The organism is Aestuariimicrobium ganziense, assembly GCF_015352975.1.
Lineage (GTDB): Bacteria > Actinomycetota > Actinomycetes > Propionibacteriales > Propionibacteriaceae > Aestuariimicrobium > Aestuariimicrobium ganziense.
In genome coordinates this window covers 220,041-244,486 of the sequence record NZ_JACYIZ010000001.1, presented here as the reverse complement: position 1 = coordinate 244,486, position 24,446 = coordinate 220,041, and the positions used below count along the sequence as shown (strand labels likewise).

26 protein-coding genes are annotated in these 24,446 nt (G+C 68.7%); 12 read left to right on the top strand and 14 right to left on the bottom strand.

The features are described 5' to 3' along the window. Together IE660_RS01155 and IE660_RS01150 are read right to left on the bottom strand one after the other, a co-directional pair. Positions 1-735, bottom strand: a complete 735-nt coding sequence (locus tag IE660_RS01155) for a class I SAM-dependent methyltransferase (protein WP_203566486.1) — start codon at positions 733-735, stop codon at positions 1-3. Positions 736-766: 31 nt separating this feature from the next. Continuing rightward, a complete protein-coding gene (locus IE660_RS01150; protein ID WP_203566485.1) occupies positions 767-1,378 on the bottom strand; it encodes a cation transporter in 612 nt (203 codons plus the stop codon). A 50-nt stretch (positions 1,379-1,428) separates the two neighbouring features. Here IE660_RS01150 and IE660_RS01145 point away from each other — a divergent pair, with 50 nt between their 5' ends. The 3 genes from IE660_RS01145 to IE660_RS01135 all read left to right on the top strand — a co-directional run bounded on the left by IE660_RS01145 (position 1,429) and on the right by IE660_RS01135 (position 3,615). Further along, on the top strand, positions 1,429-1,884 hold the full coding sequence (locus IE660_RS01145; RefSeq protein ID WP_203566484.1) for a hypothetical protein: 456 nt from the start codon (positions 1,429-1,431) through the stop codon (positions 1,882-1,884). A gap of 32 nt (positions 1,885-1,916) precedes the next feature. After that, positions 1,917-2,693, top strand: a complete 777-nt coding sequence (gene yaaA / locus IE660_RS01140) for a peroxide stress protein YaaA (protein ID WP_203566483.1) — start codon at positions 1,917-1,919, stop codon at positions 2,691-2,693. A gap of 82 nt (positions 2,694-2,775) precedes the next feature. Further along, the gene (locus tag IE660_RS01135) at positions 2,776-3,615 is read left to right on the top strand and encodes a pseudouridine synthase (protein ID WP_203566946.1); all 840 of its coding nucleotides are present in this window, start codon (positions 2,776-2,778) and stop codon (positions 3,613-3,615) included. Here IE660_RS01135 and treS read toward each other — a convergent pair. Further along, complete coding sequence (gene treS, locus IE660_RS01130) at positions 3,607-5,835, bottom strand: maltose alpha-D-glucosyltransferase (RefSeq protein WP_203566482.1); 2,229 nt, start codon at positions 5,833-5,835, stop codon at positions 3,607-3,609. The two genes, IE660_RS01135 and treS, sit on opposite strands and share 9 nt — an antisense overlap. Positions 5,836-5,880: 45 nt before the next feature. Between treS and IE660_RS01125 the strand changes: the two genes are divergently transcribed. From IE660_RS01125 to IE660_RS01110, 4 genes are all read left to right on the top strand, one after another. After that, complete coding sequence (locus IE660_RS01125; RefSeq protein ID WP_203566481.1) at positions 5,881-6,792, top strand: AEC family transporter; 912 nt, start codon at positions 5,881-5,883, stop codon at positions 6,790-6,792. A 69-nt stretch (positions 6,793-6,861) separates the two neighbouring features. Then, on the top strand, positions 6,862-7,047 hold the full coding sequence (locus IE660_RS01120) for a hypothetical protein (protein ID WP_203566480.1): 186 nt from the start codon (positions 6,862-6,864) through the stop codon (positions 7,045-7,047). A 121-nt stretch (positions 7,048-7,168) separates the two neighbouring features. Further along, complete coding sequence (locus tag IE660_RS01115) at positions 7,169-8,578, top strand: hemolysin family protein (protein WP_235996693.1); 1,410 nt, start codon at positions 7,169-7,171, stop codon at positions 8,576-8,578. Further along, positions 8,575-9,612: a CNNM domain-containing protein gene (locus tag IE660_RS01110; RefSeq protein WP_203566479.1), complete on the top strand. Its 1,038-nt coding sequence runs from the start codon at positions 8,575-8,577 to the stop codon at positions 9,610-9,612. The genes IE660_RS01115 and IE660_RS01110 overlap by 4 nt, the downstream gene beginning before the upstream one ends. An 11-nt stretch (positions 9,613-9,623) precedes the next feature. Here IE660_RS01110 and lpdA read toward each other — a convergent pair whose 3' ends face one another. Then, positions 9,624-11,024: a dihydrolipoyl dehydrogenase gene (gene lpdA / locus IE660_RS01105; RefSeq protein WP_203566478.1), complete on the bottom strand. Its 1,401-nt coding sequence runs from the start codon at positions 11,022-11,024 to the stop codon at positions 9,624-9,626. Between the two features lie 84 nt (positions 11,025-11,108). On the opposite strand from lpdA, the gene IE660_RS01100 reads away from it, so the two are divergent. Continuing rightward, positions 11,109-12,635, top strand: coding sequence for a helix-turn-helix domain-containing protein (locus IE660_RS01100; RefSeq protein ID WP_203566477.1), 1,527 nt, complete (start codon positions 11,109-11,111; stop codon positions 12,633-12,635). A 1-nt stretch (position 12,636) separates the two neighbouring features. Here IE660_RS01100 and pdxY read toward each other — a convergent pair whose 3' ends face one another. Continuing rightward, the gene (gene pdxY / locus IE660_RS01095; RefSeq protein WP_203566476.1) at positions 12,637-13,494 is read right to left on the bottom strand and encodes a pyridoxal kinase PdxY; all 858 of its coding nucleotides are present in this window, start codon (positions 13,492-13,494) and stop codon (positions 12,637-12,639) included. Between the two features lie 92 nt (positions 13,495-13,586). On the opposite strand from pdxY, the gene IE660_RS01090 reads away from it, so the two are divergent. Both IE660_RS01090 and IE660_RS01085 read left to right on the top strand, forming a co-directional pair. Continuing rightward, positions 13,587-14,366 carry a glycerophosphodiester phosphodiesterase family protein gene (locus IE660_RS01090; protein WP_235996692.1) on the top strand — a complete coding sequence of 260 codons (780 nt, stop codon included), beginning with the start codon at positions 13,587-13,589 and terminating at the stop codon, positions 14,364-14,366. A gap of 96 nt (positions 14,367-14,462) precedes the next feature. Then, positions 14,463-14,801 (top strand): RNA polymerase-binding protein RbpA, encoded by a 339-nt coding sequence (locus IE660_RS01085; protein WP_203566475.1) that lies wholly within the window; start codon positions 14,463-14,465, stop codon positions 14,799-14,801. Between the two features lie 36 nt (positions 14,802-14,837). Here the strand turns inward: IE660_RS01085 and IE660_RS01080 are convergent, their stop codons facing one another. Genes IE660_RS01080 through IE660_RS01065 form a run of 4 tightly spaced genes read right to left on the bottom strand, consistent with a single transcriptional unit; the run spans position 14,838 to position 18,230 of the window. Continuing rightward, on the bottom strand, positions 14,838-15,383 hold the full coding sequence (locus tag IE660_RS01080) for an FxsA family protein (protein ID WP_203566474.1): 546 nt from the start codon (positions 15,381-15,383) through the stop codon (positions 14,838-14,840). Then, the gene (locus IE660_RS01075; protein ID WP_203566473.1) at positions 15,380-16,162 is read right to left on the bottom strand and encodes a polyprenol monophosphomannose synthase; all 783 of its coding nucleotides are present in this window, start codon (positions 16,160-16,162) and stop codon (positions 15,380-15,382) included. Before IE660_RS01075 ends, IE660_RS01080 begins: the two co-directional genes overlap by 4 nt. Before the next feature lie 44 nt (positions 16,163-16,206). Next, positions 16,207-17,781, bottom strand: a complete 1,575-nt coding sequence (gene lnt, locus IE660_RS01070) for an apolipoprotein N-acyltransferase (RefSeq protein WP_203566472.1) — start codon at positions 17,779-17,781, stop codon at positions 16,207-16,209. Then, on the bottom strand, positions 17,778-18,230 hold the full coding sequence (locus tag IE660_RS01065) for an Lrp/AsnC family transcriptional regulator (protein WP_203566471.1): 453 nt from the start codon (positions 18,228-18,230) through the stop codon (positions 17,778-17,780). Before IE660_RS01065 ends, lnt begins: the two co-directional genes overlap by 4 nt. Positions 18,231-18,248: 18 nt before the next feature. Between IE660_RS01065 and IE660_RS01060 the strand changes: the two genes are divergently transcribed. Further along, positions 18,249-19,211, top strand: coding sequence for a 5'-3' exonuclease (locus IE660_RS01060; protein ID WP_235996690.1), 963 nt, complete (start codon positions 18,249-18,251; stop codon positions 19,209-19,211). A 9-nt stretch (positions 19,212-19,220) separates the two neighbouring features. Here IE660_RS01060 and metW read toward each other — a convergent pair whose 3' ends face one another. Beyond that, positions 19,221-19,844: a methionine biosynthesis protein MetW gene (gene metW / locus IE660_RS01055; protein ID WP_328701782.1), complete on the bottom strand. Its 624-nt coding sequence runs from the start codon at positions 19,842-19,844 to the stop codon at positions 19,221-19,223. After that, positions 19,841-20,983, bottom strand: coding sequence for a homoserine O-acetyltransferase MetX (gene metX / locus IE660_RS01050; RefSeq protein ID WP_203566470.1), 1,143 nt, complete (start codon positions 20,981-20,983; stop codon positions 19,841-19,843). Before metX ends, metW begins: the two co-directional genes overlap by 4 nt. A 22-nt stretch (positions 20,984-21,005) precedes the next feature. On the opposite strand from metX, the gene IE660_RS01045 reads away from it, so the two are divergent. Further along, positions 21,006-21,212, top strand: coding sequence for a hypothetical protein (locus IE660_RS01045; protein WP_203566469.1), 207 nt, complete (start codon positions 21,006-21,008; stop codon positions 21,210-21,212). Between the two features lie 21 nt (positions 21,213-21,233). Here the strand turns inward: IE660_RS01045 and IE660_RS01040 are convergent, their stop codons facing one another. The 3 genes from IE660_RS01040 to IE660_RS01030 form a co-directional block, all read right to left on the bottom strand. Further along, positions 21,234-22,520, bottom strand: a complete 1,287-nt coding sequence (locus IE660_RS01040) for an O-acetylhomoserine aminocarboxypropyltransferase/cysteine synthase family protein (RefSeq protein ID WP_203566468.1) — start codon at positions 22,518-22,520, stop codon at positions 21,234-21,236. 92 nt (positions 22,521-22,612) lie between these two features. Next, positions 22,613-23,377: a VIT1/CCC1 transporter family protein gene (locus IE660_RS01035; RefSeq protein WP_203566467.1), complete on the bottom strand. Its 765-nt coding sequence runs from the start codon at positions 23,375-23,377 to the stop codon at positions 22,613-22,615. 209 nt (positions 23,378-23,586) lie between these two features. Continuing rightward, positions 23,587-24,408 carry a sugar phosphate isomerase/epimerase family protein gene (locus IE660_RS01030; RefSeq protein WP_235996684.1) on the bottom strand — a complete coding sequence of 274 codons (822 nt, stop codon included), beginning with the start codon at positions 24,406-24,408 and terminating at the stop codon, positions 23,587-23,589. Positions 24,409-24,446: the final 38 nt, after the last annotated feature.

Below are 24,446 nucleotides of genomic sequence, written 5' to 3'. Positions count from 1 at the left end.
TCAGCCGGCGCGGTGCGCCTCGATCTCGAGGCGCACGTAGTCGACCACGGGTTCGGGCATCGCCAGCCGGACACCGCGGACGAAGGACGGCTGCTCCTGCTCGGGCAACTCGGCCAGGTAGTTGCCCAGGCACACCGTGGCCAGGTAGGCCTCGAGCTGGGCGTCATCACGCAGCCGGATCGGGTCGCGCCTCAACCGCACGTCCTCGACGACGAACCCAGCCTCTTGCAGGTCGCGTCGGGTCTGGTCGACCCCGGCGAACTCGACACCGCGCTTGGGCCGACCGGTGACGGCCTCGAGGCCCTCCTCGACGTTGGCGATGTTGCCCAGCCCTCCGCAGTCACTGACCAGTCGTCCCCCGGGGACGAGCACCGCGGCCAGGTTGGCGAACAGGCTTCGATGGTCGGCGACCCAGTGGAAGGCGGCCACGCTCATCACCGCATCCACCGGCTCGTCCAGAGGTAGCGGCTGGGTGAGGTCGGCCAGCAGCACAGTGGCGCGATCCCCCAGGCGCTCCCGGGCCGCCTCGACCATCGCCTGGGAGGCATCGACACCGGTGACCCGCAGGCCCGGCCAGCGCTCCAGGGCGGCCTCGGCGTCTCGTCCGGTGCCACACCCGGCGTCGAGCAGGTGTTCTTCACCGCGCAGGTCGAGACGGTCCAGCACCCCGCGTCCCCACGCCACGTGCGGCAGCGGCAGCGCGTCGTAACTGGTGGCGTCCCACTCGTGCACCATCGTCGTCCTCCTCGCAATGTGGGGGTGGGGGTCAGTCGTCGTCGAAGTCGCCGGCCAAGGCTTTGGCTGCCAACTCCTCCTCGGTGGCAGCCTCCCAGACCTCCTTGGCGGCGGTCAGGTTGAGCGCCAGGATGCCCAGCCCGAGGATGATGTCGGGCCAGCCGCTGCGCCACACGAAGGTCACCAGACCCATGGCGATGATCGCGATGTTGGCGAAGACGTCGTTGCGGGCGGTCAAGTAGGCGGCCTTGGTCAGTGAACCACCGTGGTGGCGGTACTGGGCGAGGATCCAGGCGCAGACTGAGTTGACCACGATCGCGCCACCGGCGGTGACCACCATTGAGGTCGGGTCGGGGGCGGTCGGGTCGAAGAACTTCAGCACGGCCTGCACCAGGGCGGCCGCCGCCGGAACGCAGATGATGATCGCCATCAGCTTGCCGACCCGAGCCCGTCTGGCCAGCGACCAGCCCAGCGCGAGGAAGATCAGCAGGTTGACCGCGGTGTCCTCGAGGAAGTCGACCGAGTCGGCGAACAGCGACACCGAGGCGATCGCCAACGCGATGGTGATCTCCACCCAGAAGTAGGCGAAGTTGAGCCCGGCCACCGCCAGCACGGTGCGCCGAAGGCGGCGGGTCTGGTCCACGGCTGCGACGTTAGCGCCGGACGAACCGCAGTCGGGTTAGCGTTCGCGCCATGATCATCTGGCGTGGGTGGGGCATTCTGACGGCGCTGATCGCTCTGGCCGGCATCGGTGGCGGAGCAGTCATCGGCGGTGCCATCGGTGGCACGTCGACGACCGGCATCCTGATGCTGGTCGGCGGACTGGCGGCGGCAGCCGCGAACTGGTTCCTCGGCGTCCACCTCAACCAGACCACGCCGCAGCAGCGCATCGACGCCCATGCCGCCGAGCGCGCACAGTTCCTGCAGGCCTCGGTCGCGCGCGGCGACTTCACGCTTGGTCCCGGGCAGCCTCGTCCGCAGTCGATGGAGGAGGCCCAGGCCCAGGCCGCCTGGCTGCTCGACCAGGAGAAGGCGCAACTGGCCGCCCTGAAGAACCAGCACTCGCTGTTCTTCATCCCGATGCAGTGGTTCAGCGTCGTGCTGGCCATCGTTGCGGTGGTCATCGGCATCAGCGTGCTGACGAACTGACCCCCTCGCCACACCGTCGGTAGGGTGGGCGCATGCTCGTCCTGCTCTCCCCCGCCAAGTCGCTGGACTTCGAGTCCAAGCCGGCCACCCGCAAGCACAGCGAGCCTCGGTTGCTCGAGCGCAGCAGCGAACTCGTCGAGGTGATGCGCACCAAGACCCCTGACGACCTGCGCGCGCTGATGGGCGTCTCGGACGAGTTGGCCCACCTCAACGTCGACCGGTTCCGCGAGTTCCAGACCCCGTTCACCATCCGCAACGCCCGCGCGGCGGTGCTCGCCTTCTCGGGTGACGTCTACCAGGGGCTCGACGTGGCCGAGCGCTTCGACGAGCGTGACTTCACCGAGGCGCAGAAGACGATCAGGATCCTGTCCGGCCTGTACGGCGTGCTCCGCCCGCTCGACCTGATCCAGCCCTACCGACTCGAGATGGGCATCGGTCTGGCCACCGACCGCGGCAAGAACCTCTACGACTACTGGGGCGACACCGTCACCGAACTCCTCAAGGACGACCTCGAGGCCTCACCCGGCGCTGCCGCGGTGGTCAACTTGGCCTCGGAGGAGTACAGCAAGGTGGTCCGGCCCGACGTGCTCGACGCCCGGGTCGTCTCACCGCGCTTCGAAGACGTCTCCAACACCGGTCAGCGCAAGGTGATCTCGTTCAAGGCCAAGCGTGCCCGTGGCGAGATGGCCGGGTGGATGGTGCGCAACCGGGTGCGCTCGGTCAAGGCATTGCAGGAGTTCTCCGAATCCGGCTACCGCTTCGACGCCGACGCCTCCACCGCCGACGTGCCGGTGTTCGTCCGCGACTGAGGTGCCTCGCTCTCCCCTGCCCCAGCGCTTCGGTCTCGAGGCTGCTTGGTTGCGTACCCCACGCGAGCCTGACTGGACGACCATGCGCGACTTCCTGGTTGAGCGACTCGGACGACGCCTCACGGGTGAACGCATCGACCAGATGTTCGACGAGCAGGTCTGGCACGACGAGACCGGCACCCCGATCCCGCTCGACGCCCCGTACCAGCCGCACCGGTTCATCTGGTTCCACCGTGACCTGCCCGATGAGACCCCGCTGCCGTGGGAGCCGGTGGTGCTGCACCGTGACGAGCGCCTGGTGGTGGTCGACAAGCCGCACTTCATGGCCTCGATCCCCCGCGGCAACCACATCCAGCAGACGGTGGTGGTGAAGCTTCGCCAGTCGCTGGACCTGCCCGAACTCGGGCCGGCCCATCGTCTCGACCGCAACACCGCCGGTGTGCTGCTGTGCACCACCGAGCGACGCTGGCGTGGCGCCTACCAGGAGGTGTTCACCCACCGCGGCGTCGCCAAGCGCTACCTGGCCGTCGCCGCCGCCCGCGACGACCTGCTCGAACCAGCCGAGGTGCGCAGCCACATCGTCAAGGAGCGCGGCAACCTGCAGGCCATCCAGCGCCAGGACGTCGAGCCGAACGCGCACACCACGGTGCGGCTGCTCGAGCGGCGAGGTGACCTGGGGCTGTACGAGGCGATCCCGCACACCGGGCGCACCCACCAGATCAGGTTGCACCTGCACCTGCTCGGCATCCCGATCATCAACGACCCGCTCTACCCCGAGGTGCTCGACGTCTCGATCCACGACTTCAGCGCACCCCTGCAACTGCTCGCCGCAGAGCTGTCGTTCACCGACCCGGTCGAGGCCACACCGCGTCTCTTCCGCTCCGCGCGCAGCCTGGCGGTCTGGGACGAGGCCTCAGGCTGACTCCCCCACGGGCTCCTTGACCAGCAGGGCCAAGGCCCCGAAAGCGGGCAGGTTGACGTTGAAGCCGCCCAGGTCGTCCACCTCACCCAGTCGACGGCGGGTGGCGAGGTTGACCACCCGACCGGCCGGGATGTGGGAGGACTGCACCCGGCCGCTGATCGACTCCTCGGAGAAGTTGAACACGCTCACCTGCACTGCGCCGATCGCCAACCGGTTGACCATCACCAGCATCGCCGGGTGTGACACGTCGGGCACGTCGAGCAGGGCACCGGTGGCCAGTCCGTGGCGCTTGCGGACGTCGAGCATCGCCGACAGTCGGCGGGCGAACGAGTTCTGGTCATCCAACTGCTCTGGCAGCGACCCGTACAGCGCTCGGGCCATCGGCAGTCCGCTGGCCGACTGGGTCGCGTCGGGGCGCGCCCCCAGCAGGTCGTAGGCGCCGCGGTTGATCCAGCGGGTGTCGCCGTCGCGGATCAGTGCCGAGACCTTGTCGCGGGGCAGCGTCAGGGCACCGACCAGGTCCCACCCCGACAGCGCGAAGATGCCCGGCTGCCAGGCGTTGTAGCTGGCCAGCAGCAGGTGGGCGCTCTTGATCCGCTCGACGTCGTCGTCGGTGATGGCGTCGTGGTCGCTGATGCCCAGGCTGGCGGTCACGACCGAGGTGGTGGTCGAAGCGATGCCGTTCTCGACGAACTTCAGGTTGTACGGCGCGGCCTTGCCGGTGATCCGGTCACGCAGGGTCTGGCGCACCTGCTCGGCCAGGTCGCGCCCGGTGACCTGCTCACCACCGAACTCGAAGGTCTCGTTGCCATGGCGCTCGAAGTGCACCAGTTCGTAGGTGAGTTCGTCGTGGTTCTGCAGGGCGTGGACGAGCGAGGCCTGGTCGATGCCGAACTTCATCGCCTCGCGCAGCGTCAGCCGCAGGAACTCGGTCTCGCCGGTGGCCAACGCCAACTGGTAGGCCGGCCGGGTGATGAAGTCATAGCTCAGGTCGGGCCCGGTCGAGCCGGTGTCGCGGATGTCGTCCACGGCCAGGTTGAGCTCCTGGAAGGTGAACCCGCCCACCTTGCGCACCATCGAGCCCATCAGCTGGTTGGCCAGTTGCGACATCGGGTGGCCTTCGGACCAGGCTGCTTGGTCGGCGCGCTTCTCGACCCCGAGGAAGCCGTTGGCGTCCAGCCGCAGTCCGCCGGTGCCCAGGTCGGTCAGGGAGTGCATGGCGTCGCCCATCACCATCCGCATACCGGCGAAGGTCGGGTCGATCCAGTTGATCGAGGGCTGGCCGTCCTTGAAGTAGTGCAGGTAGACCCAACGCCGCTCCACTCCGTCGACACCGTGCACCGGGCGGGTCACCGACCAGTTGGTCTCCTTGATGCCGGGCTCGTAGAAGATCACCCGCTGCAGCGCGCCGATGATGTAGCCCTCGTCGGTGAGCACCTGTTCGGTGGCGGCATCGAGGTTCACCGAGTCGGCACCCTCGGCCACGTCGGGCAGCAGGTGCCAGGCCTCGGCGGGGATGTCGACCATGTGGTAGATGCCCGGGTAGTCCTGGTGGTTCAGTTCGGCCAGCCTGAAGTCGGCCCCCTTGCCGGTGTGGGCGGGCACCAGGTCGTCGATGATCGTGCCGCCGAAGCTGGTGGCTGCCGCGCACATGGCCCGGAACTCGTCCTCGGTGCCGAAGACCGGGTCGATGGTCATCGAGATCCGGTCGAAGTGGCCGTCGACGCTGGGGGTGCGGTCCCAGCCGCTGATGCCGCCGGCGAGCTTGACCGGTCCGGTGTGGATCGCCTCGATGCCGATCTCGGCGAAGGCCTTCCACAACTCCTCAGACCCGAGCCCGGCGATGAACGACTCCCCCGCGGCGGTGACCTGCGACAGCGGGTAGGCGGTGTACCAGACCGCGGCACGGTCGGCGGCAGCCCGCGGGTCGGGAGCGGCGTAGGAGTTCGACAGCATCGCGTCGTTGCCCGCCAACTGTCGTGAGATCACGGTGGCGTCAGCGAGCATCGACTGCTCGACCAGCCAGTCGACGTAGGCGCGGTTGCGCCCGTCGGGCTCGAACGGAGGTGGCACGACCGGTGCAGCCACCGCTCCACGACGGTGGGCCCTGGGCCGCAACTTGGCCGGACGAGCCGGGTAGCGCTGGGCGTCGAAGCTGAGCTCCAGGTCGTCGACCAGGTCGGCATCGGTGGTGGGTTCGGGTTCAACGGTGTCAGCCACGCCCCCACGCTAGTGGCTCGACATGGGCGGGCGTAGCCTGAGCCCGTGGTTCAGGTGATCGCCCAGGCGCTGTCGCTGGTGGCGATCATCGGGATCGGTCACCTGATCCGCCGCATCGGCTGGGTCAAGGTCACTGACTTCACGATCTTCTCGCGCATCGTGTTGTGGATCACGCTGCCGGCCGCGCTGGTGACCTACTTCAACACCTTCCACATCACTGTCTCGCTGTTGGGACTGGCCCTGGTCGGCATGCTGGTCAACTTCCTCGACCAGGTCACCTCGTGGGCACTGACCCGGTCGAGGGGACGACGCGCGCAGGCGTTCGGGGTGCTCAACACCGGCACGTTCAACATCGGCGCTTTCGCCACCCCCTACATGAGCGGCTTCGTCGGGCCGGGCGCGATCCTCTACACCTCGATCTTCGACGTCGGGAACTCGCTGGCCGCCGCGGGTGTCGGACGAGCCTGGGGCCTGTCTCTGGCCCGGCCCGAGATCCGCGCCACCATCGGCATGTTCCTTCGGCGGATGTTCAGCTCGGTGGTGTTCGTCACCTACCTCAGCCTGCTGATCATGCGGCTGGCCGGCATCACGCTGCCCTCGCAGGTGATCACCTTCACGTCGACGGTGGGGGCGGCCAACCCGTTCATGGCGATGTTGATGATCGGCATCGGGCTCGACCTGGAGCTGTCGCGTCGCCAACTGCGGGCCGCCGCGTCGTTCCTGGCTGTGCGCTACTTCTGGTCGACGCTGGTGGCGATCGGGTTCTGGCAACTGACCAGCTTCCCGCTCGAGGCCAAGGTCGCCATCACCATGGTGCTGTTCGCGCCGATCGCCGCGATGACCCCGGGCTTCACCGACGAGGGTGGCCTCGACGTGCAACTGTCGAGCTTCATGACCACCGTGTCGATCCTGGTGGCGATCGTCGTGCTGCCCACGCTGTACCTGGCGTTGGGCTGACCCGCCTTTCGGGTGGGTCGGACTGCCCCATCCACGTGCGGCAGCCTTGGGGCTTCCTAGCCTCGTGCCATGACTGAGAAGCCCACCACCGACGAGCGCAAGCACAGCGTCGTCCCCGCCGAAGGACCAGCGGACGAGACGCCCTCGGGCGACCTCGATCCCCGCGAGAGCAGCCAGGCGCCCGCTGAAGGCAAACGTCGCGTCGCGATGGGCGACGGCACCTACGAACAGGACGGCCCTCCCGGGGACGCCTGATCGTCGTTCGCCCATGCCGCTGGTCAGGGGTTTCTCTCACCAGCGGCTGGTAGCCTCCAGCAATGCCACCCCACCAACGCGCGTGTGACCTGTCCCCCTGCCCGCAGCAGGGAGCACAGCGATGATGCAGGCCGCGTTGCTGCTCCTGGGTGGCATCGCGCTGATCCTGGTGATCATTGCCGTCAACGGCTACTTCGTGGCCCAGGAGTTCGCCTACATGTCGGTCGACCGCAACCGGTTGGCCGCTCGAGCCCGGTCGGGCGACGCCTCGGCCGAACGTGCGCTCAAGGTCACCCGTCGCACCTCGTTCATGCTCTCGGGTGCCCAATTGGGCATCACCGTCACCGGTCTGCTGGTCGGCTTCGTCGCCGAACCGATGGTCGGCGAGGCACTGGGCGTCATGCTCGGCGGCGCGGGCATCTCGCCCGCGGTGAGCATCTCGGTCGGCACCGTGGCGGCGCTGGCGATCGCCACGGTCGTCCAGATGCTGATCGGTGAGCTCTACCCCAAGAACCTGGCCATCGCCAACGCTGATCCGATGGCGCGCAGGCTGGCCCGCTCCACGCTGATCTACCTGACCGTGTTCGGCTGGCTGATCGCCTTCTTCGACAAGTCGGCCAACCTGCTGCTGCGCCTGGTCGGCATCGAGCCGATCCACGACCTTGACACCACCGCCACCGCCGACGACCTGGAGCGGATCGTCGCCGACTCCCGTGACTCCGGTGACCTGCCGCACGAACTGTCGATGCTGCTCGACCGGATCCTTGACTTCCCCGACCAGGACGTCGAGCACGCCATGGTGCCCAGGGCCCGGGTCGACGTGGTCGCGCCCGACTGCTCCGCCGACGAGGTGATGGCGCTGATGGCCAGCGGGCACACCCGCTACCCAGTGGTGGGGCCCGAGGGCGAGGCGCTCGGTGTGGTGGCGCTCGGCGACCTGCTGCGGTTGTCTGACGAGCAGCGCTCCCGTGCCACGGCGACCGACGTCTTGCAGCCGCCGACGGTGGTGCCCACGTTGATGCCGCTTCCTGCGGCCGCCGAGGTGTTGGCCGGCGCCGACCACCCGATTGCCTGCGTGGTCGACGAGTACGGCGGATTCGCCGGCATCCTCACCCTGGAGGACCTGGCCGAGGAGTTGGTCGGCGAGATCACCGACGAGCACGACGAGACCACGCCCGAGTTGATCGAGCGCGATGACGACGACCGCTGGACGATGGACGGTGACGTGCACCTGGACGAGGTCGAACGCGCAATCGACCGTGAACTGCCCGAGGGCGACCACGAGACCATCGCCGGCCTGCTGATCGCCCAGGCCGGACGACTGCCCGAGGTGGGTGAAGTGATCGTGGTCGACCTCCCGGACGACCCGGCTGAGGTGGTCAACGACGACCCGCAGGCGCACCGGCTCGAGGTGGAGGTGCTCGAGGTCGCCCGCCACGTGCCCGCCCGGGTGCGGGCGACGCTGGTCAGTCGACCCCTCACTGAGGTGGCCGAGACCGAGGCAGTTGCCGATCAGGAGGAGCAGGCATGAACGGCTGGGTCGTGCTCGCAGTGACGGTGGCACTCATCGTCCTCAGCGGCTTCTTCGTGATCATCGAGTTCGCGCTGCTCGGCGCCCGACGCCACCGGCTGGAGGCCGAGGCCCCGACGTCGCGCGCAGCCCGATCGGCGCTGCGCGGCATGAACGAACTCACCCTGATGCTGGCCGGCGCCCAGTTGGGCATCACCGCCGCCACCTTTGCCCTCGGTGCGATCACCAAACCGGCCATCGACCACTGGCTGGGCCCGGTGCTGCAGGGCTGGGGCGTGCCGGCCTGGCTCGCCGGGGGCACCTCGTTCGCGCTCTCGCTGTTCTTCGTCACCTTCCTGCACCTGGTGGTCGGCGAGATGGCGCCCAAGTCGTGGGCCCTGGCCCATCCCGAGACTGCAGCCAAGCTGGTCTCGCCCGGGGGGCGGGCGTTCATGTGGGTGGTGCGCCCGCTGCTGGTGGGCATCAACAGCCTGGCCAACCGGATGGTCAAGGCCAGCGGCATCACCCCGGTCGCCCGGGCCGCCGCGGGCGGGCAGGACGCCGCGACGATCAGGCAACTGGTCGAGCAGTCGGCTGCCCAGGGTGCGTTGAGCACCCAGGTGCAGGCGCAGATCAGCGAGGTCATCGAACTGCAGGAACTCACCGTCGGTGACTTGGTGCCCGAGGGGCAGACCCGCACCGGGCTCCCCTCCGACGCCACCATGGGGCAGGCGCGACAGGCCGCGGCCGACAGCAGCCACCTGCGCATCCTGGTGGACGACGCCGACGGTGGCCTGCCCTCGGTGGTGCACGTGCGCGACACCCTCACCCACGCCGCCGACGCGCCGGTCGCGGCCGTGGCACGTCCCGCATTCACGCTCGCCTCGACCACCCCGGTCTACGAGGCGCTGGCCAGGATGCGCGCGCAGTCGCAGCAGTTGGTGCTGGTTGTCGACGACGATCAGCCGGTCGGGTTGGTCAGCGTGGCCGACATCCTGCGCCGGGTGATGCCCAGCGCCGAACAGTTGACCGCACCGACTCGCCCGCGGGGCTGATCAGACGCCGATCAGAAGTTGATCATGTGGCCGCCGATGCCCTCGGCAGCCTCCTTGAGCGCCTCCGACAGAGTCGGGTGGGCGTGCACCGCGCGTCCGATCTCATCGGTGGTCAGGTCCCACTGCTGAGCCAGGATCAGCTCGGGCAGCAGTTCGGTCACGTCCGGGCCGACCATGTGGGCGCCCAGGATCTCGTTGTGGGTGGCGTCGGCGACGATCTTGACGAAGCCGACTGCCTCACCCAGGCCCCAGGCCTTGCCGTTGGCCATGAACGGGAACTTGGCCGTCTTGACGTCGAAGCCCTTGTCCTTGGCCTGGGCCTCGGTGTAACCGAACGAGCCGACCTGGGGCTGGCAGTAGGTCGCCCGCGGAATCATGTCGTAGTTGATCGGCATGGTCTCGGCGCCGGCGATGGTCTCGGCGGCCACGACGCCCTGGGCCTCGGCCACGTGGGCGAGCATCAACTTGGCGGTGACGTCACCGATGGCGTAGATGCCGTCGACGTTGGTGCGCATGAAGTCGTCGATCTCGATCGCGCCACGATCGGTGGCCTTCACCCCGGTCTTGTCCAGTCCGTAGCCGTCCAAGCGCGGCGCGAAGCCGATCGCCTGCAGCACCTTGTCGGCCTCGAGCACCTGCTGGTCGCCGCCCTTGGCCGGTGAGACGGTCACCTTGACCTTGTCGCCGGAGTCGTCGATCGACTCCACCTTGGTGCCCGTGAGCACCTTGACGCCAAGCTTCTTGTAGGCCTTGGCCAGCTCGGCCGAGACCTCGGGATCCTCCAGCGGCACCATCCGGTCGAGGAACTCCACGATGGTCACGTCGACGCCGTAGTTGGCCAGCACGAAGGCAAACTCGGTGCCGATCGCGCCCGAGCCGGCGATGATGATCGAGCCCGGCACCTCCTGCGCGAGGATCTGCTCCTCGTAGGTGACCACGCGCTCCGACAGACTGGTGCCCGGCAGCAGACGGGTGGTGGCGCCCACGGCGATGATGCAGTTGTCGAAGGTGACCTGTTCGGACGAGCCGTCGTCGCCGGTCACCGTGATGGTCTTGGCGTCGACGAACTCACCCCAGCCGTTGAACTCGGTGATCTTGTTCTTCTTCATCAGGAAGTGGATGCCCTTGACCATGCGCTCAGACACCGCGCGGCTGCGCTTGAAGGCGGGCTCGTAGTGCGGGGTCATCGTGCCCTCGAGGCCGAAGGTGTCGGCCTCTTTGGTGACGATGTGGGCGATCTCGGCGTTGCGCAGCAGCGACTTGGTCGGGATGCATCCGACGTTGAGGCAGACCCCGCCCCAGTACTTCTTCTCGATGATGGCGGTCTTCTTGCCCAGCTGGGCCGCGCGGATCGCGGCCACGTACCCACCCGGGCCAGCACCCAGGACAACGACGTCGAAATGTGCGCTCATGGCTCCCACCTTAGTGGCTTCCCAGCAGCTGCGAGCACGACGCGAAAGCTGTCGTTATCACATCTGTGAGTTATGGTGGTCGGCATGACCGAGACCTCTCCCACCCTCGTCGGGCGCATGATCCGCGACGCCCGCAAGCAGCGCGGACTCACCCAGGCCCAGCTGGCCGAGGCCCTGTCGACCTCACAGAGCGCGATCGCCCGGATCGAGACCGGCGGGCAGAACCTCAGCCTCGAGACGATCAACAAGATCGCCGAGGCGCTCGAGGCGCCGCTGATCGAGCCCGCGGGCACCGGCACGCTCAACTTCAGGATCCAGGGCCCGACCACGCTGTCGGGTTCGATCGAGGTGCGCTCGTCCAAGAACGCCGCCGTGGCGCTGTTGAACGCCGCCCTGCTCAACCGGGGGACGACGCGCCTGCGCGGGATCGCCCGGATCGAGGAGGTCAACCGGATCCTCGAGGTGCTGGCCAGTATCGGGGTCAACGCGACCTGGAGCGACGACCGCTCCGAACTGGTGCTGACCCGGCCGGCCGAGCTGGCGATCGACCGGATGGACAACGACGCCGCACGACGCACCCGCTCGTACTTCATGTCGCTGCCGACGCTGATGAACGAGTTCGAGGAGTTCAAGCTTCCCTACGCCGGCGGGTGTGACCTCGGCGCGCGCACCATCGAGCCCCACCTGCAGGCTCTTCGTCACTACGGCCTGCGGCTGGTCGCCCACGACGGGTTCTACGCCTGCACCATGGCAAAGGCCGATCCCGGGGTGATCGCCTACACCATGACCGAGCGCGGCGACATGGCCACCGAGAACGCCATCCTGGCCGCTGCCCTGCACCAGGGCACCACGATCATCCGCAACGCCAGCCCGAACTACATGGTGCAGGACCTGTGCTTCTTCCTGGCCGACCTCGGTGTCGACATCGAGGGCATCGGCACCACCACGCTGACGATCACGGGGCGCGAGAGCTTCGACGCCGACATCACCTACGCCCCCAGCGAAGACCCGATCGAGGCGATGAGCCTGATCACCGCGGCCATCGTCACCGATTCCGAGCTCACCATCACCCGGTGCCCGATCGAGTTCCTCGAGATCGAACTGGCGACCCTCGAGACGATGGGCCTGGACTACACCCGGGGCCCGGAGTACACCTCGCACAACGGCCGCACTCGACTGGTCGACCTGACCGTGCGTCCCTCGAGGCTGACCGCACCGCTCGACAAGATCCACCCGATGCCGTTCCCGGGGCTCAACATCGACAACCTGCCGTTCTTCGCCGTGATCGCCGCGGTCGCCCAGGGCCCCACCCTGCTGCACGACTGGGTCTACGAGAACCGGGCGATCCACCTGCTCGACCTCGGCAAGCTCGGGGCCAGCGTGCAGTTGCTCGACCCGCACCGGCTCAACATCGTGGGACCGACCTCGTGGCGGGGACGAGACATCGTCTGCCCGCCGGCACTGCGCCCTGCGGTGTGCCTGCTGCTGGCGGCGTTGGCGGCCCGCGGTGAGAGCGTGCTGCGTGACGTCTACGTGATCAACCGGGGCTATGAGGACCTGCCGGCCCGGTTGAACGCGCTGGGCGCCAGCATCGAGGTGTTCCGGGACTGACTCACCCGGCGACCGGAACCGCCTCGAAGGTGTGCGTCGGGGCGACGATCTGGTCCTGGTTGGGCACCAGCACCAATTCGGACGAGCCTGCGTCGGCAGTCCGGCGCAGGATGCCGTAGACGATGCTCGCGGTGGCCGACAGCGCGGCCGCCGGGTCGCCGGTACGCAGCAGGTGTGCCAGGAACACCGCCGTGGTCAGGTCGCCCGACCCGGTGAAGTTGCGGTCGATCAGGGGTGTCTCGACCTGCCAACTGCCGTCGGCGGTGACCGCCACCATGCGCATCACCTGCTCGTCGCCGGGGTGGACGACCGAGGTGACCAGCACTGTGCGGGGGCCGCGCGCGCGCAGTTCGTGCGCCGCCACGACGGTCTGGGCCACCGTGGTCAGCTCGCTGCGCCCGGTCAGGAACTCCAACTCGAACAGGTTGGGGCTCATCACGTCAGCGGCCGGCACGACGTGGTCGCGCATGAACTCAGGGATGCCCGGACGAGCGTAGAAGCCTCGTCCGAAGTCGCCCATCACCGGGTCGCAGCAGTAGATCGCCTCGGGGTTGCGCTGCTTGACCAGCGCGGCCGCCTCGAGGATCACCCGGCCGACCTCGGCCCCACCCTGGTAGCCCGACAGCAGGGCGTCCACACCGGCCAGCACCCCACGGTCGTCGATGCCGCGCACCACCTCGAGCACGTCGTCGGCGGCGATCAGCGGACCGCGCCACGACCCGTAGCCGGTGTGGTTGGAGAAGTTCACCGTGTAGACCGGCCAGACGTCGATGCCCAGCCTCTGCAGGGGGAAGACGGCCGCGGAGTTGCCCGCGTGCCCGTAGGCGACGGCTGACTGGATGGAGAGGATCTGGGTCACGCCCTCGATTCTCGCCCCGGCCGAACTGGCACGACAAACTCGGAGCTTATGGCAAGCTTGTGGGCCACCAGTCGGCGCACCAGAGCAGGGGGTTGAGGCAGTTGGCCGAGGGCTACTTCGACAGGCAGTTCATCGCCATGGCCCACCGGGGCGGACCCTTGCTCGCCGAGAACGTGGGCAAGGAGAACACCCTGCGGGCCTTCGAGAACGCCTGGCGACTCGGCTACCGGCACATGGAGACCGACGTCCACCTCACCAAGGACGGTCAGCTGGTCGCCTTCCACGACGCCGAACTGGAACGGGTCACCGGCCGACCCGGTGGCATCGGCGAGCACAGCTACGCGCAGTTGCGTGACATCTCGGTCGGCGGTGAGCCGATCCCGCTGATGTCGGAGTTGTTCGAAGCGCTGCCGGGCGCGCGCTTCAACATCGACATCAAGATGGACGGCGCCGAGGAGCCGCTCGCCCACCTGGTCAACTGGCACCAGGCTCGTCACCGGGTGTGCGTCGCCTCGTTCAGCAGCCGCCGCATCCGTCGGTTCCGCCGCTACATGGGGGCACGGGTGGCGACCACGGTCGGTCCAGTCGGCACCTCGATGACCGTCGGCCGCGTGGCCGCCGGCCCGCTGGCGCCCCCCGGGTTGGTCTACCAGGTGCCCGAGCACCACACCGTGGCCGGCCGGCCGGTGCGGATCGTCTCCCCCGCCTTCATCGACCGGGTGCACCGGCTGGGCAAGTTCGTCCACGTCTGGACGGTCAACCAGAGGGCCGACATGGAGCGGCTGATCGACTGGGGGGTCGACGGACTGATCGTCGACAGCATCGACGTGCTCAAGGACGTGCTGGTCGGCCGTGGGCTCTGGGACACCTGAGATCTCGGCCCTTCCACAAACGCCTCGCCGGGCTTGAGGTTCTCGCTACCCTCGACACAGACGAGTGTCGCCAACCAGTTGCACGAAGGAGAGGCCATGGCTGATCGAGCGCTGCGAGGCATGGGCTTGGGCTCGAAGAGCTTCGAGGACGAAGAGGGCATCGAGTTCGCCGCACGGCAGCGGCTGGGATTCGACTGCGAGTTGGGCCACCACTTCGAACTGACCTTCGCCGTCGAGGCCGACCTTCCGGCGGTGTGGGAGTGCCCCCGCTGCGGTCGTGAGGGTCGTCGCACCGACGGCACCCAGCCCGAGGAGAAGGACGAGAAGCCGGCGCGCACCCACTGGGACATGCTGATCGAGCGCCGCTCGATCAGTGACCTGGAGGAACTGCTGCAGGAGCGGCTCGAGCTGCTCCGCAAGGACCAGTTGCCCTGATCACCCGGATCTGATCCCAGCAACTGCTGCCAGGACTCAGTCCAGAACCCTGCCCTCGATCGCGGGCGGGTCGGTCGCGTCCGGGTCACTGCGCCGTGGGTCGCGTCCGGGTGCGTCGTCGACCACACCGTCGACCACCACGCCGGGGATCACGTTGCCGCCACCGCGCGGGACCCGCAGGTCGATGCCGTTGCGACCTGCCTGGCGTCGAGCGATCCAGGCGATCAGCCGACGTGGGATGGCCCGGGTGAACGGAATCAGGCAGACCAGTCCGACCAGGTCGGTGAAGAAACCCGGCATCATGAACAGCGCACCACCCAGTAGCACCAGCGCGGCGTCGGCCAGTTGTCGGCTGGGCATGGCGCCACGGTTCATCGCGCCGCTGAGTGCCTGCCAGGCCCTGTTGCCCTCACGCTTGACCAGCCAGGCACCGAAGATGGCCTCGGCCACCAAGATGGCGATGGTCGGCAACGGTCCGATCGCGCGACCGACCTGGATCAGTCCGAAGACCTCCAGGATCGGGACGACGATCAGCACCAGGGCGATGACGGCGAGCCCGCCACCACCGGCCCGACGGATCACTTGCGCAGTTCCTTGGCCTTGTCGGCGGCCTTGCCCGCAGCGCCCGCGAGCTGCTTGGCCCGGTGGTCCAGGCCCCACAACGTGGTGCGGATCATCGCCTCGATGACGATCGCCCGGTTCATCTTCGACTCACCGAACTCACGCTCGACGAACTCGATCGGCACCTCCGTGATCTTCAGCCCCTTCTTGTGCGTCCGCCAGGCCAGGTCGATCTGGAAGCAGTAGCCGGCTGAGGCGATCTCGTCCAGGTCGATCGCTCGAAGCGTCGAGGCGCGGAAGGCGTTGAACCCGCCGGTGACGTCGCGCAGCGGAAGGCCGAGCACTGCGGCGCTCCACAGGCTGCCGCCCCGGCTGATCAGCTTGCGGCTGACCGGCCAGTTCACGGTGCTGCCGCCCTTGACGTAGCGCGACCCCTTGACCATGTCGGCGTCGGCCAGGGCAGCCAGCAGGCTCGGCAGCTGTTCGGGTTGGTGCGAGCCGTCGGCGTCCATCTCGACGATGGCGTCGTAGCCATGCTCCAGGCCCCAGTCGAAGCCGGCCAGGTAGGCGGCCCCCAGCCCCTGCTTGCCCGCGCGGTGCATGACGTGCACCCGGTCGTCGGACTCAGCCAGCCGGTCGGCGATCGCGCCGGTGCCGTCGGGTGAGTTGTCGTCGGCGATCAGCACGTGCACCGTCGGGTTCGCCGTGTGCAGACGGTTGACGATGCTCTCGATGTTCTCCGCCTCGTTGTAGGTGGGGATCACCACCAAGACCTTGTCGAGGGGACTCCGGTCGCTCATGCCGCTCCAATCTCTGGCCACCGTCGAACGGGGCACCCTCCAGACTACCCGGCGGGCGTGGCGCCCGAGCGTCGACGCCCGACCAGGGCCCACCCCATGCCGACCGTCGCGAGGGCGGCCAGTCCCCAGTCAACCCAGGTGCCGATCCGAGCCGCGAGCGAGACACCTGTGCGGGTCGGCACGGTGTAGGTGCGCGCCGCTGCCGTCGCCTCGTCGGTGACGTCGAGCACCCTGCCCTTCGGGTCGATCGATCCGGAGAACGAACTCGTGGTCGCCACCACCACCTCGCGGCGCAGTTCGATGGCCCGCACCCGGGTGATCTGGAACTGCTGACGGGGTTGGCCGGTCCCGGTGTAGGTCGCGTTGTTCGACTGGACGAGGACGAGTTGGGCGCCACCGCGCACCGTGTCGTAGACGGTGCCGTCATAGGCCAATTCGAAGCAGATCACGTCACCCAGGACGAGGGCTCGTCCGTCGACGTTCACCGGCAGCACCCCGGGCCTGGTGCCCGGAACGCCCTGTGAACCCACCTGTTCGAGGATCGGCAGCAGCGGCAGCAGCAGGTCACGCAACGGGATGTACTCCCCGAACGGCACCAGGTTGCGCTTGTCGTAGCGCGCCCCGACGCCCTGCTCGGGGTCCCACCACAACCCGGTGGTCTGGCGCTGCCCGGGCCCCGGACCCCGGGCGGCGATCCCCATCAGGATCGGGCGATCGGCGATCCTGAGGGCGTCGCCGACCAGGGCGGCGGTCTCGGCGTCATGGGTCGGGTCGATGTCGGTGGAGTTCTCGGGCCACAGTACGAAGGTCGGCATCGGGTCGAGCCCGGTGCGCGCGCGGGCCATCAGGGTGATGGTCTCGGACAGGTGGTTGTTGGTCACCGAGCGGGCATAGCCCATCGCCTGCGACCCAGCTGTGCCGTCGACGTTGCCCTGCACCATGCCGACGGCGACGGTGTCGCCCTCGTCGTTGGGCAACGGCACGGCCCACAGGCCGGCGCCCAGACCGGCGACGGTCACCACACCGGCGGTGGCGAGCACGACCTGGCGGCGCGAGTCACGCTCGGCGACCATCACCAGCAGGGCGGCCACCAGTGCGACCAGGAAGCTCACCCCTGCCACCGACAGCCAGGGCAGGTAACCCCCCAGCGGCTGGTCGGCGGTGGTCCAGGCCAGCCTGAACCAGGGGAACCCACCGACCGGGAAGCGGGCGGCGCAGAACTCGGCGAACGACCACGCGGCGGCAGCCCAGATCGGCCACCAGCGGCTGCGCCGGGTCAAGGCGACACCGGCGCCGGTGACCGCCTGGAAACCGGCCATCACCAGCACCAGCACCACGCCGATCCACCAGCCCAGCACGCTCACCCACCCCACCAGGGCGGTCTGGAAGCCGAGCCCGAACAGGTAGCCGCGGGCCAAGCCGGAGCGGATGCCCAGACTCGACTGGGGCAGGTCGTGGCGTACCAGCCGGAAGAACAGCGCCACACCCACCAGGGCCAACGGCCACCACTGGGCAGGGGCGAACGCCAGCGAGGTGAGGCCACCGGCGCCGACCAAGGCCACCGAGCGGACGATCCTGACCTGCCGGGTGGACGATCGAGTGGGAGCGGGCGCCGTCATGCGTCGCTGGGGGCGACCAGCGTCCGGTCGCGGAAGTGGGTGGTCAGCACCACGGTCGTGGTGGTGTCCATCTTGGCCTGCCCCCGGATGCGGCTGAGCAGGGCATCGAGTTCGGCGGTGTTGGCCACCTGCACCAGCACCACGTACGACGCGTCGCCGGCGACCGACCAGCACGAGACGACCTCGGGCATCGCCTCGAGCAGGCGTGCGGCCTTGTCGTCATCGGCCGGGTCGAACGCCTTGGTCTCGACGAAGGCGGTGAGCGGGTGGCCCAGCGCCTCGGCGCTCAGCGAGGCGTGGTAGCCGGTGATCAGGCCGCGCTGCTCGAGGCGGCGCACCCGTTGCTGTGCCGCCGAGGTCGACAGGCCTGTTGCCTTGCCGATGTCGGTGTACGACATCCGTCCGTCAGCGGACAGCAGCGCCAGGATCTGCCGGTCGGTGCTCTCCATGGGGCTCATCGTGGCACCATGGCCGACGTGACGACCGACCAGCTCATGATCTTTGACACCGCATCATTGTACTTTCGCGCGTTCTTCGGTGTTCCCAGCAGCGTCGTCGCCCCTGACGGCAGCCCGGTGAACGCCGTGCGCGGCCTGCTCGACGCGATGGCCCGGCTGGTTGAGCAGTACTCCCCCACCGACCTGGCCTGTGCCTGGGACAACGACTGGCGTCCGACCTGGCGGGTCGACCTGGTGCCCAGCTACAAGGCCCACCGGGTCGAGCAGGCCGACGCGGGCACGACCGTGGTCGGCGCCGGCGGTGTGGGTGCGGTCAGCGGGCAGGCCGAGGAGGCACCCGCAGGCCTCGAGGCCCAGGTGCCGGTCATCCTCGAGGTGCTGGCCGCACTCGGCGTCCCGGTCATCGGGGTGGACGACCACGAGGCCGACGACGTGCTCGGCACGCTGGCCACCACCAGCCCCTGCCCCACCCTGGTGGTCACCGGTGACCGTGACCTGTTCCAGTTGGCGCACGGCACCACCCGGGTCGTCTACGTGGGACGAGGCGTGGCCAAGCACGACCTGGTCGACTCGGCGTGGGTGCGTGAGCGCTACGGCATCGACGCCGAGCAGTACGTCGACTTCGCGGTGTTGCGCGGTGACCCCTCCGACGGGTTGCCCGGCGTCAAGGGGATCGGCGACAGGTCGGCGGCCAGCCTGCTGCAGACGCACGGCAGCCTCGAGCAGATCGTGGCAGCCGTGGCCGATCCCGACGCGGCCATGTCGGGCTCGCTGCGCAGCAAGATCGCGGCCGCCGTCGACTACCTGGGGCCTGCGACCGAGGTGGTGCGGGTGGTCACCGACCTCGAGATCGAGCCGTTCACCAGCCGGATCACCGACTGGAAGGTGGACGAGGATGCCCTCGCCGCGCTTGACGAGCGCTGGGGCCTGGGCTCGAGCCTGGCCCGGTTCCGGACCGCCTGCGGACTCTGAGCAGCCGCCTCAGGCCTTTCGGCGCAGCACGTAGATCGCAGCACCCGCGAGCAGGTTCGCCACACGTCCACTGTGGCGCGACGGTCGCCCGTCCTCGTCCAGCGGGATGCGCCGCTCGATGCGTAGGCCCAGCTCGGCGAACAGGGCCTCGAGGTCGACCAGGGTGGCGTGGTGCAGGTTGGGGGTGTCGTGCCAGCTGTAGGGCAGGTCCTTCGAGCGCGGCATGTGCCCGCTGAGCAGGCGCAGGCGGTGGCGCCACAGCCCGAAGTTGGGCATCGACACCACCAGTCGCTCACCGATGCGTGACATCTCGGTGAGCAGGTGGCCGGGATGGCGTACGGCCTGCAGGGTGCGTGACAGCACGACCACGTCGTAGGAGCCGTCGGCGAACTCCGACAGTTGCGAGTCGAGGTCGAGTTCGATCACCGGCACGTCGGCGGCGATCGCGGCCAGCACGTCGTCCGGTTCGCGCTCGACGCCGGTGCCGCGGCAGCCCTTGGTCTCGATCAGGTGGGCCAGCAGCGCCCCGTCGCCGCAGCCCAGGTCGAGCACCCTCGAGCCGGCCGGCACCAGGCCGGCCACCAGGGTCAGGTCAGGGCGCAGCAGCCCGGGGCGGGGGGTCTGGTCGGTCACGTCGTGCTCCCCGCGCCGAGGAAGGCCCGCACCGTGTCGTGGTAGTCGTCCAACTGCAGCAGGAAGCTGTCATGACCCCACGGTGACTCCAGTTCGCGGAAGGTCACCGGCAGGCCGGCCTGCTCGAGGTGGCGGACGATGGCTCGCGAGTGCGGGGTGGCGAAGCGCCAGTCCGAGGTGAAGCTGGCGACCAGGAAGCGCACCGGGTGCTGTGTGACCAGGGCGAGGGCGTCGGGGTCGCTGAACGGGTCGAAGTAGTCCATCACCCTGGTCAGGTAGAGGTAGCTGAGCGCATCGAATCGCGTCAGGAACACCTCGCCCTGGTGGTCGAGGTAGCTCTCGACGGCGAAGTCGATGCCGAATCCGCGCCCGTCGCGGCCCTGCTGCAGGGTGCGGCCGAACTTCTCCTGGAAGGCCTGCTCCGACAGGTAGGTGATGTGGGCCATCATCCGGGCGATCGACAGTCCGACGTCGGGGTTGGCGCCATGGGTGCTGAACTGGCCACCGTGGAAGGCCTCGTCGCGCAGGATCGCCTGACGACCGACAGCCGAGAAGGCGATGTTCTGGGCGGTGAGTCGGGCCGAGGCGGCGATCACCACGGCGCGGTCGAGGGTGTCGGGATGGCGCAGCGCCCAGTCCAGCACCTGCATGCCACCCAGCGATCCCCCGATCACGGCATGCCAGTGCTCGATGCCCAGGCGGCGACCCAGCTCGAGGTGGGCGGTGACGAAGTCCTGCACCTCGACCAGGGGGAAGTCCAGTCCGTAGGGGGTCCCGGTGTCGGGGTTGACCGACGAGGGTCCGGTCGTGCCCCGGCAGCCGCCGATCAGGTTGGCGCACACCACGAACCAGCGATCGGTGTCGACCGCCCGGCCCGGGCCGATGAAGTTGTCCCACCAGCCCGGACGACGGTCGCCGGGGTGCCATCCGGCGGCGTGGGCGTCGCCGGTGAGGGCGTGGCAGATGAAGACCGCGTTGCTGCGGTCGGCGTTGAGGGTGCCGTAGGTCTCGTAGGCGATGTCGACTTCGGTCAACGAGGCGCCGCTGGCAAGGGTGAAGGGGCGCCCAGGCTCGGTGATGCGTAGGTGGTGGGTGTCGACGACGCCGATGCCTGGCGGGGCGGGGGCTGGGGTCGTCATGGGGTCAAGTCTGCCGACACCGGTGGGTCTTTGGCCAAACGTGCTCACCGCCCAAGCTGATGACTCACTGAACCAGCAGCCGAGCTCGTTGCCCGGCGCCGAGGCCCGTCGTACTTTTTGCTGGCCGGGCAACCCCGACCCGGCCAAGCTGATCATGAACTCGATGCTGCACCCCGCCGACTTCTCGGGGCTGGGCGGGGCACCGCCTGATCGCACCTCACGCGGCTGAACCGTCAGCCCAGCTGGCGGCTCAGGCCAGCTTGGCCAGTGCCTGGTCGATGTCGGCGATGATGTCGTCGACGTGCTCGATGCCGATGCTGAGGCGCACCATTTCGGCCGGCACCCCGGCGGCGGCGAGTTCGTCCTCGTCGAGCTGGGAGTGCGTGGTGCTGGCGTTGTGAATGACCAGCGACTTGGCGTCACCGATGTTGGCCAGGTGGCTGAACAGCTCCAGGTGACCGACGAACTGCTCGCCGGCCGATCGTCCGCCCTTGAGCCCGAACGACAGGACGCCGGACGCCCCGTGCCCGGTGAGTACGCGCTCGGCGACCGCCTTGTACTTCGAGGAGTCCAGCCCGGGGTAGTTCACCCACTCGACCTGCGGGTGCTGCTCGAGGTGCTGGGCGACGGCCAGGGCGTTGGACGAGTGCCGCTCCATGCGCAGGTGCAGCGTCTCCAGGCCCTGCAGCATCAGGAACGAGTTGAGCGGAGCGGCAGCGGCACCGGTGTTGCGCAGCATCACGGTACGGGCCCGGATGATGTAGGCGGCCTGGCCGACGGCCTCGGTCCAGACCACACCGTGGTAGGCCGCGTCCGGCTTGGTCAGGCCCGGGAAGCGCTCGGCGTGCGCGCTCCAGTCGAAGCGTCCGGAGTCGACGATGACCCCACCCAGCGAGGTTCCGTGGCCACCGACGTACTTGGTGGTGGCGTGCACCACGATGTCTGCGCCATGCTCGAAGGGGCGGCACAGGTAGGGGGTGGGCACGGTGTTGTCGACCACCAGCGGCAGTCCCTGGGCGTGGGCCGCCTCGGCCCAGGCGGGCAGGTCGACCACGTTGATGCTCGGGTTGCCGATGGTCTCGGCGAAGACCAACTTGGTGCGCTCGTCGACGTGCTGGGCCAGGTCTTCGGGGCGATCGGGGTCGACGAACCGGGCCTCGATGCCGAACTGGGCCAGGGTGTGGGCGAACAGGGCGTAGGTGCCGCCGTACAGGGTCGACAGGGCGACGATGTTGTCACCGGCGAAGGTCAGGTTGAGCACGGCGTAGGTGATGGCCGAAGCGCCCGAGGCGGTGGCCAGAGCGCCGACCCCACCCTCGAGGGCGTTCATCCGCTCCTCGAGCACGCTCGAGGTGGGGTTCATCAGCCGGGTGTAGATGTTGCCGGGGGTCTTCAGCGCGAACAGGCTGGCAGCGTGCTCGGCGTCGTCGAAGACGTAGCTGGTGGTCTGGTAGATCGGCACGGCGCGCGCGTTGGTCGCAGGGTCGGCGTTCTCCTGACCGGCGCGGACGGCCAGGGTTTCGGGACGAAGGTTCACGCTGGGGCTCCTCAGGGCAGGTTGGTTCGCCCCACCCTAGGAGCCCTCAGGGGCCCACATGCCGTCAGCCCAGCACGTGGTCAGGGCCCTGGTCAGCCGAAGGTGCCGAACAGGATGCCGACGACATAGGTGATCGCCATGGCCAGCGCACCGCCCAGGACGTTGCGGATGACGGCCGGTCGGATCGGTGCTTCGCCGAGCTTGGCACTCGTCCCACCGGTCAGCGCGAGGGCGACCAGCACGGAGCCGAAGGTGATCGGCACGCGCCACGACGGGCCCGGCAGCAGGATCGCCAGCAGCGGCAGCAGCGCGCCCAGCGAGAAGGCCAGCATCGACGCCCAGGCGGCGTGCCAGGGGTTGGTCAGTTCGTCCGGGTCGACTCCGAGGGCGGTCTCGGCGTGGGCGGCGAGTGCATCGTTGGCGCTGAGTTCCTTGGCGACCTGGACGGCGAGGTCACGGTCGAGTCCCTTGGCCTGGTAGAGCCGGGTCAGGGTCTCGAGTTCGCGTTCGGGGTGGGACGACAGTGCCGACTTCTTGCGGGCGATGATCGCCTTCTCGCTGTCGCGCTGGGTGCTGACCGACACGTACTCCCCCGCCGCCATGCTCAGGGCGCCGGCGACCAGGCCGGCCACGCCGGCGATCACCAGGTGCATGCGGTCGGTGGATGCGCCGGCGACACCGACCACGAGGCCGGCGATGCTGACGATGCCGTCGTTGGCACCCAGCACCGCAGCACGAAGCCAGTTGAGCTTGGTGGTGAAGCCGGCGTTGCCGATCGGGTGCTCGGCGTGGTCCACCAGTGCTCGGTTGCCTTCGGGACCAGTCACGGTGTCGGGGCGGGAAAGCGTCGCGGTCATGCGCACTCCTTCGAGAGTTCTCCCTCCACACTGTGCTCCCGCGACGGCAGGACTTCCAGCAAGGTGAGGCATACCTTCCCAGTCCCACTAGGTGCGTCGTCTCAGTTGTTGACATGAACGAGGGGCACCCGGCCCGACGTGTTCGTCGGTGCTGGGTGCCCCTCGGTGTGCTCGTCTCGTCCCGGGAGATCAACGCCCCGGGTGGGTTGTCACTTGCCGTTGAGGTAGGCGAACGACTCCCGCACGGCGGTGGTCTTGTCGGTGGAGCAGTCGTCGAGTTCGATGACGCCGTAACGCATCGACGGGGCTGCTGCCACGAAGTCCATGATCGGGATGACGCCCTGGCCGGCAGCGACCTGCTTCTTGTTGTCGCGTGAGCCGTCGCCGTCCTTGAGGTGCAGGGCGATCACGCGGTCACCGAGCCGCCCGAGCAGCGCGTTGACATCGGTTCCACCCACGCTTGCCCAGTAGGTGTCGACCTCGATGCGCACGGCCGGATCGACCAGGCTGGCGAGCACGTCGAGACCGGTGCCCTCGTCGAACGGGGTCTCGATCTCCCACCAGTGGTTGTGGTAACCGACCTCGAGGCCGCGCTCGGCAGCCAGGGCGTTGGCCTTGTTGAGCATCTCGGCCACCTGGGCGATGCCGTCGCGGGTCTGCCACAGTTCGGGCGAGCTGGCCGGGCAGATGATGGTCTTGACACCCACCTTCTCCGCGGCGTCGAGCACCTCGTTGGTGTCGACCTCGACCTCACGCGAGCCGGTCAGCGTGCCGAGCATGGAGTGGGTGGTGGGGGCGACCAGACCGTGCTTGGGCAGGCCCTCGGCGAGCACGTCGGCGAAGTTGGTCAGGCCGAAGGGCTCGACGTTCTTGAACCCGATCTCGGCGAGGTCGGCGAGGACCGCCTCGGGCTCCTCGGCGAGCCGCTCACGAAGCGTGTAGAGCTGTACGGACAGGTTGGACTGGTCGAGCAGGTGGCACCTTCCAGGTGGTTCTGTCTGAGGATTACCGTGTGGGGTCCATTCTGCCAATCGGGCCCGGTGCCCGGGCCGTCGGGTGAACGATTGAC